The sequence below is a fragment of the Nissabacter archeti genome, from assembly GCF_018257325.1.
Classification (GTDB): Bacteria; Pseudomonadota; Gammaproteobacteria; order Enterobacterales; family Enterobacteriaceae; genus Chimaeribacter; species Chimaeribacter arupi.
In genome coordinates, this window is sequence record NZ_JAERKB010000002.1 from 312,315 (window position 1) to 325,702 (window position 13,388).

At 59.1% G+C, this 13,388-nt stretch carries 12 protein-coding genes; 2 read left to right on the plus strand and 10 right to left on the minus strand.

Going from position 1 to position 13,388, the window contains the following annotated elements:
* Positions 1-5: 5 nt before the first annotated feature.
* The 3 genes from feoA to greB all read right to left on the minus strand — a co-directional run bounded on the left by feoA (position 6) and on the right by greB (position 3,632).
* Positions 6-230, minus strand: a complete 225-nt coding sequence (gene feoA, locus JK232_RS04130) for a ferrous iron transporter A (RefSeq protein WP_072927483.1) — start codon at positions 228-230, stop codon at positions 6-8.
* Positions 231-613: 383 nt separating this feature from the next.
* The gene (locus JK232_RS04135) at positions 614-2,953 is read right to left on the minus strand and encodes a Tex family protein (protein ID WP_101827748.1); all 2,340 of its coding nucleotides are present in this window, start codon (positions 2,951-2,953) and stop codon (positions 614-616) included.
* Positions 2,954-3,083: 130 nt separating this feature from the next.
* Positions 3,084-3,632, minus strand: coding sequence for a transcription elongation factor GreB (greB, locus tag JK232_RS04140; RefSeq protein ID WP_212588856.1), 549 nt, complete (start codon positions 3,630-3,632; stop codon positions 3,084-3,086).
* A gap of 463 nt (positions 3,633-4,095) precedes the next feature.
* Between greB and ompR the strand changes: the two genes are divergently transcribed.
* On the plus strand, positions 4,096-4,815 hold the full coding sequence (gene ompR, locus JK232_RS04145) for an osmolarity response regulator transcription factor OmpR (protein WP_009635740.1): 720 nt from the start codon (positions 4,096-4,098) through the stop codon (positions 4,813-4,815).
* Positions 4,812-6,215 (plus strand): two-component system sensor histidine kinase EnvZ, encoded by a 1,404-nt coding sequence (gene envZ, locus JK232_RS04150; RefSeq protein ID WP_241506085.1) that lies wholly within the window; start codon positions 4,812-4,814, stop codon positions 6,213-6,215. Before ompR ends, envZ begins: the two co-directional genes overlap by 4 nt.
* A gap of 220 nt (positions 6,216-6,435) precedes the next feature.
* On the opposite strand, the gene JK232_RS04155 is transcribed toward envZ, so the two are convergent.
* The 7 genes from JK232_RS04155 to JK232_RS04185 form a co-directional block, all read right to left on the minus strand.
* Positions 6,436-6,909: a type II toxin-antitoxin system VapC family toxin gene (locus JK232_RS04155; protein ID WP_072927481.1), complete on the minus strand. Its 474-nt coding sequence runs from the start codon at positions 6,907-6,909 to the stop codon at positions 6,436-6,438.
* Positions 6,909-7,151, minus strand: a complete 243-nt coding sequence (locus JK232_RS04160) for a FitA-like ribbon-helix-helix domain-containing protein (protein WP_072927480.1) — start codon at positions 7,149-7,151, stop codon at positions 6,909-6,911. Before JK232_RS04160 ends, JK232_RS04155 begins: the two co-directional genes overlap by 1 nt.
* A gap of 111 nt (positions 7,152-7,262) precedes the next feature.
* Positions 7,263-8,882, minus strand: coding sequence for a phosphoenolpyruvate carboxykinase (ATP) (pckA, locus tag JK232_RS04165; RefSeq protein WP_212588857.1), 1,620 nt, complete (start codon positions 8,880-8,882; stop codon positions 7,263-7,265).
* 205 nt (positions 8,883-9,087) lie between these two features.
* Positions 9,088-9,990: an Hsp33 family molecular chaperone HslO gene (gene hslO / locus JK232_RS04170; protein ID WP_072927476.1), complete on the minus strand. Its 903-nt coding sequence runs from the start codon at positions 9,988-9,990 to the stop codon at positions 9,088-9,090.
* Positions 9,991-10,015: 25 nt separating this feature from the next.
* A complete protein-coding gene (hslR, locus tag JK232_RS04175) occupies positions 10,016-10,423 on the minus strand; it encodes a ribosome-associated heat shock protein Hsp15 (RefSeq protein WP_072927474.1) in 408 nt (135 codons plus the stop codon).
* Positions 10,424-10,444: 21 nt separating this feature from the next.
* Positions 10,445-11,119 (minus strand): GMP/IMP nucleotidase, encoded by a 675-nt coding sequence (gene yrfG / locus JK232_RS04180; RefSeq protein WP_072927473.1) that lies wholly within the window; start codon positions 11,117-11,119, stop codon positions 10,445-10,447.
* A 116-nt stretch (positions 11,120-11,235) separates the two neighbouring features.
* Entirely contained in the window at positions 11,236-13,380 is a 2,145-nt protein-coding gene (locus JK232_RS04185; protein ID WP_072927471.1) for an intracellular growth attenuator family protein, read from the minus strand.
* Between the last annotated feature and the right edge of the window lie 8 nt (positions 13,381-13,388).

Consider the following 13,388-nt stretch of genomic DNA (forward strand, 5'->3'; position numbering starts at 1 on the left):
AAAGATCAGGCGCAGGTTTCCAGTACCAGCGCCGCCAGATCATTGCGGCGCAGCACCAGGCTCACGCGGCGGGTTTCGATCTGGATCGGGTCGCCCAGCGGCGCAACCCGTACCACTTTAAACAGTGAACCGGGCAGCATACCGAGGGAGAGCAATTTTTGCCGGTAAGCCGGGCTGATGTGCGGTGCAAAACCGGCAATTTTGTAGTGATGCAGAGGTTGAAGCGGCATGGCGGTCACCTTCTTTCGCGGGGGCTGAAAACGTGTTACACGCGGCAGTTATGCGTGCGCCTGGGTGCCTCTTTTATCGCCAGTGCTGGCAGGCGAGCATGAGAGTATTGAGAAGCGTTATCGTATGCAATCGGGTAACGGGCACGATCTCGCCCTTACCTAATCCAGATCAAATTTATGGCAAATTTAGCTAAAAAATAACCAATCTGCGGCTTTTGTCGTCGGAGTAAACGACACGGTTGTGAGAGATTAATGGTGAATAATCAGTAATATAAGTTAATTTTTTATGGCGAAAGTGTGGTGATGATGTAAATGTGAGGATCGGGAGGCGGGAAGGCAGAAGAGGAAATATTCCGCCACCCCGGAGGATGGCGGAGCCGGCATTAACGTTTTTTACCGAACGCAGCCGCCAGGGCGTCGCCCATGATGCTGTTCCCGGCGGGTTGGGCAGCGCGCGGCTTGCCGCCGCGTGCATCCTGACGGCCTGCGGTGCGTGTCTGCGTTTTTCCGGCCGGGGCGCTGCCGCCGCGGCGCGCAGCGGTTTCTCCCGGCTGTTCGTCCAGACGCATGGTCAGGGCGATACGTTTGCGCGGCAGATCCACTTCCAGCACCTTCACTTTGACGATATCCCCGGCTTTCACCACCGTATGCGGATCTTCCACGAATTTGTCCGCCAGTGAGGAGATATGCACCAGCCCATCCTGATGGACGCCGATATCCACAAAGGCGCCGAAGTTGGTCACGTTGGTGACGGCACCTTCCAGGATCATGCCCGGCGTCAGGTCATTCATGGTTTCGACGCCTTCCGCAAACGTCGCGGTTTTGAACTCAGGGCGCGGGTCACGGCCTGGTTTTTCCAGCTCTTTCAGGATGTCAGTCACGGTCGGCACCCCAAAGCGTTCGTCGGTGAAATCGCTGGCTTTGAGGTTGCGCAGGGCAGAGGGATTACCCATCAGATCCTGCAACGCCTGCTCGGTGGCGGCCAGAATGCGCTCCACCACCGGGTAGGTTTCCGGGTGCACCGTAGAGGCATCCAGCGGGTTGTCGCCGTGGTTGATGCGCAGGAAGCCGGCACACTGTTCAAAGGCTTTCGGCCCCAGGCGGCTGACTTTCAGCAACTGTGCACGGTTATTGAACCGGCCGTGCTCATCGCGCCAGCTGACAATGTTTTGCGCCATCATCCGCGTCAGCCCGGCGACACGGGTCAGCAGCGCCACAGAGGCGGTGTTCAGGTCTACCCCAACGCCGTTTACGCAGTCCTCGACCACGGCATCCAGCTTTTTCGCCAACTGGCTCTGGCTGACGTCATGCTGATACTGGCCGACGCCGATTGATTTCGGGTCAATTTTCACCAGCTCGGCCAGCGGGTCCTGAAGGCGGCGGGCAATGGAGACGGCCCCGCGCAGCGACACATCAAGATCCGGGAACTCCTGCGCCGCCAGTTCAGACGCGGAATAAACGGACGCCCCGGCCTCGCTGACAATCACTTTCTGGGCGATGACAGCCGGGTACTGTTTTTGCAGCTCCAGGAAGAAGCGCTCGGTTTCCCGTGAGGCGGTGCCGTTCCCGATCGCCACCAGTTCCACCTGGTGCTTCACACAGAGTGCAGCCACGGCGGCAGCGGCTTTGGCCGCCTGGCCGGTGTGCGGGTAGACGGTGTCAGTGGCCACCAGTTTGCCGGTGGCATCCACTACCGCCACTTTCACCCCGGTACGCAGGCCCGGATCGAGGCCCATCGTCGCGCGCGGCCCGGCCGGCGCGGCCATCAGCAGGTCATGCAGGTTGCGGGCGAAGACGTTGATCGCCTCTTCTTCCGCGCGTTCGCGCACGCTGCCCATCAGTTCGGTTTCGAGGTGCAGCAGCACTTTGATGCGCCATGTCCAGTTGATCACTGCCCGGCGCCAGCTGTCTGCCGGGGCGTTGTTCAGCCGCAGGCCGACGTGATCCATGATGATCTGTTCGGCGTAACTCTCACGCGGCGGCTCATCAAATTGCGGATCGGCATTCAGCGAGAGTTGCAGCACGCCTTCATTGCGGCCACGGAACATCGCCAGCGCCCGGTGTGAAGGCACCGTGGCAATCGGTTCATGGTGATCGAAGTAATCGCGGAATTTTGCGCCTTCTTCCTCTTTGCCTTCTGCCACGCGGGAAACCAGATGGGCATTTTTCCACAGGTAGTCACGCACTTTGGCCAGCAGGGCGGCATCCTCGGCGAAACGCTCCATCAGGATATAGCGTGCGCCGTCCAGTGCGGCTTTCACATCCGCCACGCCTTTTTCGGCATCCACGAACGCGGCGGCCGCGTTTTCCGGCACCTGCTGCGGCGCGTTCCACAGGCTCTCCGCCAGCGGGGCCAGCCCGGCCTCCAGGGCAATCTGCCCACGGGTACGGCGCTTGGGTTTATACGGCAGGTAAAGGTCTTCCAGCTCGGTTTTGCTCTGGGTGCCGTTAATCGAGGCGGCCAGCGCGTCAGTGAGTTTGCCTTGCTCTTCAATCGATTTCAGGATGCTCTGGCGACGATCTTCCAGTTCGCGCAGGTAGCCGAGGCGGCTCTCCAGCTGGCGCAGTTGGGTGTCATCCAATCCGCCGGTCACTTCCTTGCGGTAACGTGCGATAAACGGCACGGTGTTTCCTTCGTCCAGCAGGCGGATAGCGGAGTCAACTTGCTCCGGTCTGGCCTGCAACTCACTTGCAATACTGCGGCTCAGGGGATCATTCATCATGGTATCTGTCGTAAGCTAAGGGGTTGTCAAATCAGGGCACCGTTATACGGAGTGTGCCGCCAAAATGCCAGCAGCGGGCGGCATTTGGCGGCGATGTGGGGCGGTTTCGGAACATTTACCGCCGTGTGCGTCAGCCGGGCGGCGGCTCCGGGTTGTCTTGTTCCTGCTCACCGGAGAGGTCAGGGTCAACCGGCTGATCGGGTTCATCCGGCAGGTACTCAATCAGGTTCACGCACCAGACTTTAATGCCCAGCGGCGTCGGGACGTTGACCTCGTCATCCACCTCTTTTTTGATCAGCGCCCGCGCCATCGGCGAGTCGATCGAGATGTACTGTTTGCGGCCATAGATCTCATCCGGCCCGACGATGCGGAAGCGTTTGACGTCGCCCGCCTCATTCTCCACCTCAACCCAGGCACCGAAAAAGACTTTGCCGTCTTGCTGCGGCGAGTAATCAATGACCCGCACCACTTCCAGCCGCTTGCGCAGGAACCGCACCCGGCGATCGATTTCACGCAGTAACTGCTTGTTGTATTTGTAGTCGGCGTTTTCGCTGCGGTCGCCCAGGCTGGCGGCCCACGCCACTTTTTCGGTAATCTCCGGGCGGCGCTCGCGCCACAGGAAATCGAGCTCTTTTTTCAGCCTGTTGTACCCTTCACGGGTGATCAAATCACTTTTCATCCGGCGCCTTTTACGGTGTCACTCTCATCGGCTCTTTATAGCCTCTGACGGCAGGAATTAACACCGCTTATTGCCGCCTGCCCGCTCTGTCACAAAGTCAGTGAAATAAGCTTGCGTTACGGGGTATAAACACCGGAGTTTAGAAAGCGGCCGGAAAAGCGTCATCAGCGCGGCAGAGAAACGGAAGGTGAGCAGCGAAGCGGCAAAAGTATTGATAATTGGGCAAATCAATAATCTTTGTAACAATTTCGTCTAGAATATATACCATATAACGCTGTCTGAAGCGGCGGAGTTTTTTAACAATAGCCCGTGTTTACGACGCCGCATGACGTACCGGCAAAAAGGGTGCGCCTGAGCGAAAAGATAAGTGAGTATGGCTGCGGTAACCGGCCGTCCACGCGACAGGTTTTCCGGGTTAATTATGCCCGCGAGGGTTCAGGCTTAAGCCTTTGGGAGTAAAGAGATGCAAGAGAATCACAAGATTCTGGTGGTGGATGACGACATGCGTTTACGCGCCCTGTTAGAGCGCTATCTGACGGAGCAGGGCTTCCAGGTACGCAGTGTGGCGAACGCCGAACAGATGGACCGCCTGTTGACGCGTGAATCCTTCCATCTGATGGTGCTGGACCTGATGCTGCCGGGTGAAGATGGCCTCTCTATCTGCCGCCGCCTGCGCAGCCAGAGTAACCCGATGCCGATCATTATGGTCACGGCGAAAGGTGAAGAGGTTGACCGTATCGTCGGCCTGGAGATCGGTGCCGATGACTACATCCCGAAACCGTTCAACCCGCGTGAGCTGCTGGCCCGTATCCGTGCCGTGCTGCGCCGTCAGGCCAATGAACTGCCGGGCGCGCCGTCCCAGGAAGAGGCCGTGATCTCCTTCGGCAAATTCAAGCTGAACCTCGGCACCCGTGAAATGTTCCGCGAAGATGAACCGATGCCGCTGACCAGCGGTGAGTTTGCGGTGCTGAAAGCGCTGGTGAGCCACCCGCGTGAGCCGTTGTCACGCGATAAGCTGATGAACCTGGCGCGCGGCCGTGAATACAGCGCCATGGAGCGCTCCATCGACGTACAGATCTCCCGCCTGCGCCGCATGGTGGAAGAGGACCCGGCGCACCCGCGTTATATCCAGACCGTGTGGGGTCTTGGCTACGTCTTCGTCCCGGACGGCAGTAAAGCATGAGGCGATTGCGCTTTTCACCGCGTAGCTCGTTTGCCCGAACCCTGCTGTTGATCGTCACCCTGCTGTTCGTCAGCCTGGTGACGACCTACCTGGTGGTCCTGAACTTCGCCATCCTGCCCAGCCTGCAACAGTTCAATAAAGTGCTGGCCTATGAAGTCCGGATGCTGATGACAGATCGCCTGCAACTGGAAGACGGCACCCTGCTGGAGGTGCCGCCGGCCTTCCGGCGGGAGATCTACCGTGAATTGGGCATCTCGCTCTACACCAACTCGGCGGCGGAAGAGAGCGGCCTGCGCTGGGCGCAGCATTACCAGTTCCTCAGCCAGCAGATGGCGCAGCAACTGGGCGGCCCGACGGACGTCCGCGTCGAGATGAACAAGAATACCCCGGTGGTGTGGCTGAAAACCTGGCTCTCGCCGGACATCTGGGTGCGCGTGCCGCTCACCGAAATCCACCAGGGCGACTTCTCCCCACTGTTCCGGTACACGCTGGCGATTATGCTGCTGGCGATTGGCGGTGCCTGGCTGTTTATCCGGATGCAGAACCGCCCGCTGGTGGAACTGGAACATGCGGCATTCCAGGTCGGAAAGGGGATTATTCCGCCGCCGTTGCGCGAGTATGGCGCATCGGAAGTGCGGTCAGTGACCCGTGCCTTTAACCAGATGGCGGCGGGCGTCAAGCAACTGGCCGATGACCGCACGCTGCTGATGGCAGGTGTCAGCCATGACCTGCGCACCCCGCTGACGCGCATCCGGCTGGCGACGGAGATGATGGGCGATGAAGATGGCTACCTGGCGGAGTCGATCAATAAGGATATTGAAGAGTGCAACGCCATCATCGAGCAGTTCATCGATTACCTGCGCACCGGCCAGGAGATGCAGACGGAACTCAGCGATCTCAACACCATTCTCGGTGAGGTGATTGCGGCAGAAAGCGGCTATGAGCGGGAGATTGAGAGCGATCTTGCCCCGGCAGAACTGATGGTGGATGTGCATCCGCTGTCGGTGAAACGTGCCGCAGTGAACATGGTGGTCAACGCCGCCCGCTACGGCAATGGCTGGATTAAAGTCAGCAGCGGCCATGAGTTGCAGCGCGCCTGGTTCCAGGTCGAGGATGACGGGCCGGGTATCCGCCCCGATCAGCTCAAGCACCTGTTCCAGCCGTTTGTGCGGGGTGACAGCGCCCGCAGCACCAGCGGTACCGGGCTGGGGCTGGCGATTGTCCAGCGCATCATCGACGCCCACGCCGGGACGCTGGACATCGGCTCCAGCGAACGTGGCGGGTTACGCATCCGGGCCTATCTGCCGCTACCGGCGGTAAAAGGCAAGAACGGCGATACCCCCGGTGCGGGGCAGCCGCCGAAAGCGGCATCAGACAGCCGGGAAACGCCTGCGTCTTAAGGGAAACGTTCCGGCCATCGCTCACCGTCAGGGGGTGATGCCCGGTGCTGCATTCCGCCAGGATCGGCCGCCCCCGCGCCCTATCTCACGCTTTCCTGCCCGCCGCGTTTTGCCTATCGTTATTTGCCGCTCAGGGCTGTCTCCCGCTCAGGGCTGTCTCCCGCTCAGGGCTGTCTCCCGCTCAGGGCTGTCTCCCGCTCAGGGCTGTTTCCCGCTCAGGCTATTTCCGGCTCATCACATAATATTCTGCCGCGTCTTCGTGGAAGCGCGGTTTACCCTGTTCGCCCCATGGGTTAAGCACGGCAAGGCCGCAGTAGTGGAAATCTTCCGGGCGGCGGGTGGCCAGTTGCGCCTGATGGTGCAGGCAGATTGCCGCGGTGTAGAGATCAGATTGCGCGAGGGTCAGGCCCTGGCGGCGCAATTCTGCGGACAGGGCGGCGGCGCGTAGGGCGCAATGCGCATCAAACGGCAGCAGCCGGTGGGTGAACTCCTCATTCAGCAGCGCCAGCAGTGCCGTATTCAACTGGCGCTGCCGCGGGCCGGGCAGGGACTGGATGGCGGTAAACAGTTCCGCCACGGTGACAGCAGTCAGGCAGAGCTGGTTGGCGTCTTGCGCGTCCAGCCACTGCATCACCTGCCGGTGCGGGTCCGGCCGGATGATTTCGGTGATAATGCTGGTATCAAGCACGATCATTATTCGATCTCCAGCTGGCGCGTCGGCATATCGCGTGCCGGGATGGTCAGTTCGCTGTCACTTAACGCAGCAAAGCGCTGGCGGACCCGGCTGGCCAGGCCGTAATTGGGCGTGCTGCCCAGCATCGCCTGCCGGAGGATGGCGCGCACTTCTTCTTCCATTGAGTGGCCGTTGCGTGCTGCGGCAAGGCGCAGTTGTTCTTTTATTTCATCATCGAGATTGCGGATCGTCAGAGTAGCCATAGGGAACACTTATCAATAAACCGGGGAAACAGGCATAACACAGAATTTGCGCGGTAAAAGCACCCGGCAAAAGAAGAATTCAGGCGCACGGCGTGCGCCTGAAGAGGGGGATCAGAGCGCCGGGCCAGCTTTCACCAGGGCTGCGCCTGCCGGGGTATCCGTGTATTTGTCGAAGTTGGCGATAAACTGGCGTGCCAGATCGTCCGCCTTCGCCTGCCACTGCGCGGCATCACTGTAGGTGTTGCGCGGGTCAAGCAGGTGCTCATCCACGCCCGGTACCGCCATCGGCACGGCCAGGTTGAAGACAGGCAGTGTGAAGGTTTCCTGCTGATCAAGCTCACCGCTGAGGATGGCATTGATGATGGCACGGGTATGTTTGAGCGAAATGCGTTTGCCGGTGCCGTTCCAGCCGGTATTGACCAGATACGCCTGGGCGCCTGCCGCCTGCATACGCTTCACCAGCACTTCTGCATACTGCGTCGGGTGCAGGCTCAGGAAGGCCGCGCCAAAACAGGCTGAGAAGGTCGGGGTCGGTTCTGTCACGCCACGTTCGGTACCGGCCAGTTTGGCCGTGAACCCGGACAGGAAGTGGTATTGCGTCTGGTCGGCGGTGAGTTTCGACACCGGCGGCAGCACACCAAAGGCGTCAGCCGTCAGGAAAATCACTTTGGTCGCGTGGCCCGCTTTCGACACCGGCTTGACGATGTTGTCGATGTGGTAGATCGGGTAAGAGACACGGGTATTTTCCGTTTTCGAGCCGTCATCAAAATCGATGGTGCCGTCTTCGCGCACTACCACGTTTTCCAGCAGCGCATCGCGGCGGATAGCGTGGTAGATCTCCGGCTCAGCCTGTTCGGAGAGTTTGATGGTTTTGGCGTAGCAGCCGCCTTCGAAGTTGAACACGCCGTCATCATCCCAGCCGTGTTCATCATCACCAATCAACTGGCGTTGCGGGTCGGTGGAGAGGGTAGTTTTGCCGGTGCCGGAAAGGCCGAAGAAGACCGCCACATCGCCCTGCTCGCCCACATTGGCTGAGCAGTGCATAGAGGCGATGTTTTTCAGCGGTAACAGGTAGTTCATCACCGAGAACAACCCTTTTTTCATCTCGCCGCCATACCAGCTGCCGCCGATTAACTGGATGTTTTCCGTAAGGTTGAACGCCACAAAGTTCTCGGAGTTCAGCCCCTGTTCACGCCAGTTCGGGTTCGTGCATTTCGCGCCGTTCATCACGATGAAATCCGGCGTAAAATCAGCAAGTTCCTCGTCAGTCGGGCGGATAAACATGTTCTTAACGAAATGGGCCTGCCAGGCCACTTCGGTAATAAAACGTACTTTCAGGCGGCTGTCCGGGTTGGCACCGCAGAAAGCATCCACCACAAACAGGCGCTTGCCGCTGAGCTGATCCGTCACGCAGGCTTTCAGGGCGTTCCAGGTTTCCTGGCTTAAGGGTTTATTATCATTCTTGCCGGTCCCTTTATCCGCCCACCAGACGGTGTCCCGCGTGATGTCATCCCGGACGATGTACTTATCTTTTGGCGAACGGCCGGTGAAGATGCCGGTATCCACAGCAATCGCGCCCAGGCTGGTTTCAATGCCACGCTCATAGCCTTCCAGCCCCGGTGCAGTCTCCTCCTGATACAGACGCGCATAGTCCGGGTTATAGACGATGTCGCTGACATTATGGATGCCGTAGGCGGCCAGGGTATCAGGTGTTATACCGTGATCACGCATTTCACTACTCCTTAGTTGCTATACGTTACTAACACAGTGTGTAGGGTCACGGTCTGTATTAAACGCGATGGGGGTCAAAAAAAATAATAGAGAACACTTATTTTTAACAATTCTGCGAGATAGCACACGTCATAAAATGAAACGCAGGCAAGATTGGCGGGGGATCGGACAAAAAAAGGGCAGCCGGGAGGCTGCCTCAGAAAAATTAATGAATTTGTGGGTTTTGCTCATTGCCCGCATTGCGCAGCGCGCCGACATCGACCTTGTCGAATACGTAGTCAGCACCGCAGTAATCACAATGCATATCAATCTGGCCTTCTTCTTCCAGAATGCTTTGCAGATCTTCATCCGGCAGGGCGCGCAGGGCATTCGCACAGCGCTCACGCGAGCAACTGCAACGGAAGCACACGGACTGCGGCTCATATACCGTGGCCTCTTCCTGATGGTAGAGGCGGTACAGCACCTCATGCGCCGGCAGGCCGAACAGCTCCTCGTTTTTCACGGTGGCGGTCAGCTGGGTCAGGTGGTCGAAATCATCGGTGGAGGCGTTCTGCGCCGGCAGCACCTGCAACAGCATCCCGGCAGCGGCCGGTTTGCCGTCGGCTTCGCCGGTACGGATGAACAGGCGGGTCGGCAGCTGTTCAGATTGCAGGAAGTAATTCTCCAGGCATTCTGCCACGGTGTCCCCTTCCAGACCGACCACACCCTGATAGCGCTCGCCTTCCGCCGGGGTAATCGTGATCACCAGGTAACCGTTGCCGATCATCTGCTTCAGCGTGCTTTCCGGCGCGATGGCGGCTTCTTCCTGCACACGGGCGACGCCGCGCATCTCCTGGCGGTTATTCCCGTTGACCACGGCCATCTTCAGCGGGCCGTCGCCCTGGATCTGCACGGTGATGTCACCGTCAAATTTCAGGGTGGCCGTCAGCAAACTGGTGGCCACCAGCAATTCGCCCAGCAGGGTTTTCACCGGTGCCGGATAGTGGTGGTTTTCCAGCACCTGTTGATAGGTGTCGCTCAGGGTCACCAGTTCGCCGCGCACGGCCTGGTTCTGGAACAGGAAACGATGCAGCTGGTCGTGCGTCGCGTTGGAATCTTGATTAGCCATAATAGTCTCTCTGTGCAGCGGAGGCTCACTCACCTTCGCCATATTTAAATTTGATCAGGTTGCGGCGCTCTTTCTTGTCCGGGCGCCGGTCCGGGTGGGGCATGGTCAGCGACTGGGTTTTACGCGCCAGCGCCACTTTCTCCCGGTTTTCGATACTGGCCGCCGTCTCCTCATACAGCAGCTGCGCCTCAGGGGCGCCGCGCCGCTGTGCGGTCACGGCCAGCACAGTCAGGGTCCGGTCGTCATTTCCCTGACGCAGTTTGATCTCGGCATTCACCTCAACCAGCTTGCTCGGCTTGGTGCGCTGTCCGTTATAGTGCACTTTGCCGCCTTCAATCATTTCACGGGCCAGGGCACGGGTTTTATAGAAGCGTGCGGCCCACAGCCATTTATCCAGACGGACGGCATTGTCATCCTGATGGGTCTCCTTCATCGCAACCTCCTGAACGGGTCGTTATGGGCGGGAAGCGGCCGGTAACAACGTGCGGTAGTCATGCATTGAGGGATGGCGCAAAAAGGTCTTTCTCGCCATGCTGGAGTCCGGGTTTTCAACGCCCAGGCAGTAGCGGATGCCGAATTGTTTGGCCGCATCCAGAATGGGTTCACCGTCATCCACAAATAATGTGCGCGCCGGATCGAACCCGGTGTGCTGCTGCACCGCCTGCCACAAGCGCTGATCCTCTTTGGGATAACCAAATGTATGGGTAGATAGCAATAAATCAAGGTGCGCATCGAGGCCGGTATGCGCCATTTTTACCGCCAGGCTGTGCGGGTGCGCATTGGTCAGCAAAATCGTCCGTTTTCCCTGCGCACGCAGGGCGTCGAGGAAGGGCAGGGTATCTTCCCGGACGCTGGCGCGGTGGCCCAGGGCGTGCGTCATGCTGTGGATGTCCAGATCGAGCGTGGTGCTCCAGTAATCAAAGCAATACCAGCTCAGCGTGTGCTGCACCGCCTGATACTGCGCCTCAATCAGTGCCTGCGCCTGCGCCAGTGGGATCCCGCGCCGTTCGCTGAGCGTTTGCGGTACATGCTTCAACCAGAAGTAGCTGTCAAACTCCAGATCGAGCAGCGTGCCATCCATGTCCAGCAAAACGGTATCGATGCAGGTCCAGTCAAAATCCGGCGGCATAAAAAGTTCCTGTCTGTGTGAATCCGCGGCGTGCAGAAGGGGAAGAGGGCGCGCCGTTAAACGTTTAGCCTAGCACAGACGCGGGCGGTTCTGCCCGGCGTCTTGCAGGAAGGCGATCAGCTGAAGGGGCGCAGCGGCATCGGGGAGAGTGACGGGTTAAAACAGTGATCGTAATAGTGCTGAATATCACTGATCCGGCGCTGGTGGCGGCGCAGGCGTTTCACCAGCAGCACGGCATTCACGATAAAGCTCACCGTGACCAGCAGCAGCAACAGGCTGGTGCCCATATAGCGCCACAACGTGATCATGTCCGGCTCGCTGTGCAGCGAGATGTGCCGCGTGCCGTTGGCATCAATGGTGATGTTGGTGATGATCCCTTCGGCCCGGAACGGCGTATGCAGCAGCAGGCCGGAAAGGCGCTGCAACTCATGCCACTGTTCCTGTGCGCTGTAATCGTAGAGCGACAGGGCAGGCTGCGCATGGCTCACCAGTTGCTTGCCCTCATCACTGGTGATCAGGAAGCCGCCCGGCGGCGGGCTGTTTAACGCTTCTGCCGCGCGGTGGGTCTCGTGGAAGAAGAAGGAAGACGCCGCGCTGTTAACCAGATTATCCAGCGATTCTGCGCTTACCGGGCGCAACAGCACATTCATGCCGCGCATACTGCCGGACTGCGCCCGCTTGACCAGCGCGCTCCAGTTCTGGGCATTCCCCAGGTTGACCAACGCATTCTTCAGCCGCACACAATCTTCATCGTTACTGCACAACGCCTGGGTTTTCAGCACGATATCCGCAAAGTTATCCAGCAGGATCATGCCCGATTTCTCAATGGCAGTCGCCAGTTGCGGGTTGATGTTCTGGTCTGTACCGCCCGCCGGGTGCAACTGGTTATTCACCGCCGCCAGCAGGGCAGAGGCTTTATCAATGGTGTCAGACTCCGGCAGCGGCAGCGGCGCGGCGTTGTTCCAGTAAATGCCGGAGCAATCAAACGGCATAAAGGCGTAATGTTTGCTGGTCTGGTAATGGGGCGGGATATAGCACATGCCGTTCCCCTGCGCCCGCAGGGTATCCCCGATGCGCAGCGGCGTATTTTCCAACGCCTGTACGCTGGTGACCTGCGTGCTGCTGGCCCCCTGGATCCACGCCAGGCTCAGTTTCAGCGGCAGGCTCAGGGAGATGTAGCTGGTCAGCATCAGCAGAACCAGCAGCGAGCCGCACATCAGCACCAGGCTTTTGGCCCAGCGTTGCAGCGGGAAATGTTTTACCTCGTCATGCAGGGAGAGGTAATGGCCCTGGCGCACCACCTGCCGGTTGAGGTAGATGTCCACATCCGTGACCTGCCCGAGATCGCGCGAGACATAAGGCTGCCAGTGCGCCGGGTAAATCAGGTCAATGATGCCGAGGGAAATATTGCTGATGTTGCCCTGATTCGATTCGCCAAACAGCCCCCAGCGTTTCGGCGCGCCGCGCAGGCAGTGGATCTCCTGCAGGTCACGCTCCTGCGGGCGGCGCAGCAGGCGCCAGCCTGCCCAGGCGCTCAGGATCACGGCCAGCAAAATCAGCCACGGCAGGAACACCATCGGGCTGGTCAGGCTGAAAAACAGCAGGATCATCGCGCCGGACAGCGCCAACGCTTCACGCACGCCATTGGACTGATAAAGCGCGTGCTCTTCCGGCGTTTCACGGCGGATGGTCAGTAGCTCAATGTGTTCGCTCTCTTCCTTGCGGATAGAGGCGTTCTGCGACGGTGCCACCACGACCGGGGCCGGCGGGGTGCGGCGGTCATACACATGGTTGAGCAGCGAATGGCCGTTCAGGGAGATCACCAGCGGAATGGTCTGGGTGCGGATAATCTCAACCTGGTTGTCCTGCGTGATGTAAGGCTCCCAGAACGGCGGCAGGTGTACCTCTTCCGTATCCAGGTAATAGCGCCATTTATTCGGCTCATCACTGGCGACCCCATAACGGGTGATCGCTTTGGTCAGTGAATAGACGGTATCGCTCTTCGGCGTTAAGGTGAGTTTGTCCCGCAGGGAGAAAATATTATTGCTGGCAGAGAGCGAGCTGAGGCTCAGCCGGTCACTTTGGCGCAGGTAGCGCTCGACGGCCTGACGTTCTTCTGGTGTCAGTTTACGATGGGTTGGCTTCATGAAAGGCAGCGACGAAGCAAAGGGCGTACGATGACGCAAAATACTTCTCAAATAACCCCCGATAACGATCAGCATGGCAAACAGTGCAGCCAATATTACGGCTATTGTGCTCATCTATTCCC

Bases quoted from the DNA above. Each gene is read 5' to 3' on its own strand.
- pckA (WP_212588857.1), bottom strand. From the start codon at position 8,882: ATGCGTGATCACGGTATAACACCTGATACCCTGGCCGCCTACGGCATC.
- feoA (WP_072927483.1), bottom strand. From the start codon at position 230: ATGCCGCTTCAACCTCTGCATCACTACAAAATTGCCGGTTTTGCACCG.
- JK232_RS04155 (WP_072927481.1), bottom strand. From the start codon at position 6,909: ATGATCGTGCTTGATACCAGCATTATCACCGAAATCATCCGGCCGGAC.
- hslR (WP_072927474.1), bottom strand. From the start codon at position 10,423: ATGAAGGAGACCCATCAGGATGACAATGCCGTCCGTCTGGATAAATGG.
- greB (WP_212588856.1), bottom strand. From the start codon at position 3,632: ATGAAAAGTGATTTGATCACCCGTGAAGGGTACAACAGGCTGAAAAAA.
- JK232_RS04185 (WP_072927471.1), bottom strand. From the start codon at position 13,380: ATGAGCACAATAGCCGTAATATTGGCTGCACTGTTTGCCATGCTGATC.
- JK232_RS04135 (WP_101827748.1), bottom strand. From the start codon at position 2,953: ATGATGAATGATCCCCTGAGCCGCAGTATTGCAAGTGAGTTGCAGGCC.
- hslO (WP_072927476.1), bottom strand. From the start codon at position 9,990: ATGGCTAATCAAGATTCCAACGCGACGCACGACCAGCTGCATCGTTTC.
- envZ (WP_241506085.1), top strand. From the start codon at position 4,812: ATGAGGCGATTGCGCTTTTCACCGCGTAGCTCGTTTGCCCGAACCCTG.
- ompR (WP_009635740.1), top strand. From the start codon at position 4,096: ATGCAAGAGAATCACAAGATTCTGGTGGTGGATGACGACATGCGTTTA.
- yrfG (WP_072927473.1), bottom strand. From the start codon at position 11,119: ATGCCGCCGGATTTTGACTGGACCTGCATCGATACCGTTTTGCTGGAC.
- JK232_RS04160 (WP_072927480.1), bottom strand. From the start codon at position 7,151: ATGGCTACTCTGACGATCCGCAATCTCGATGATGAAATAAAAGAACAA.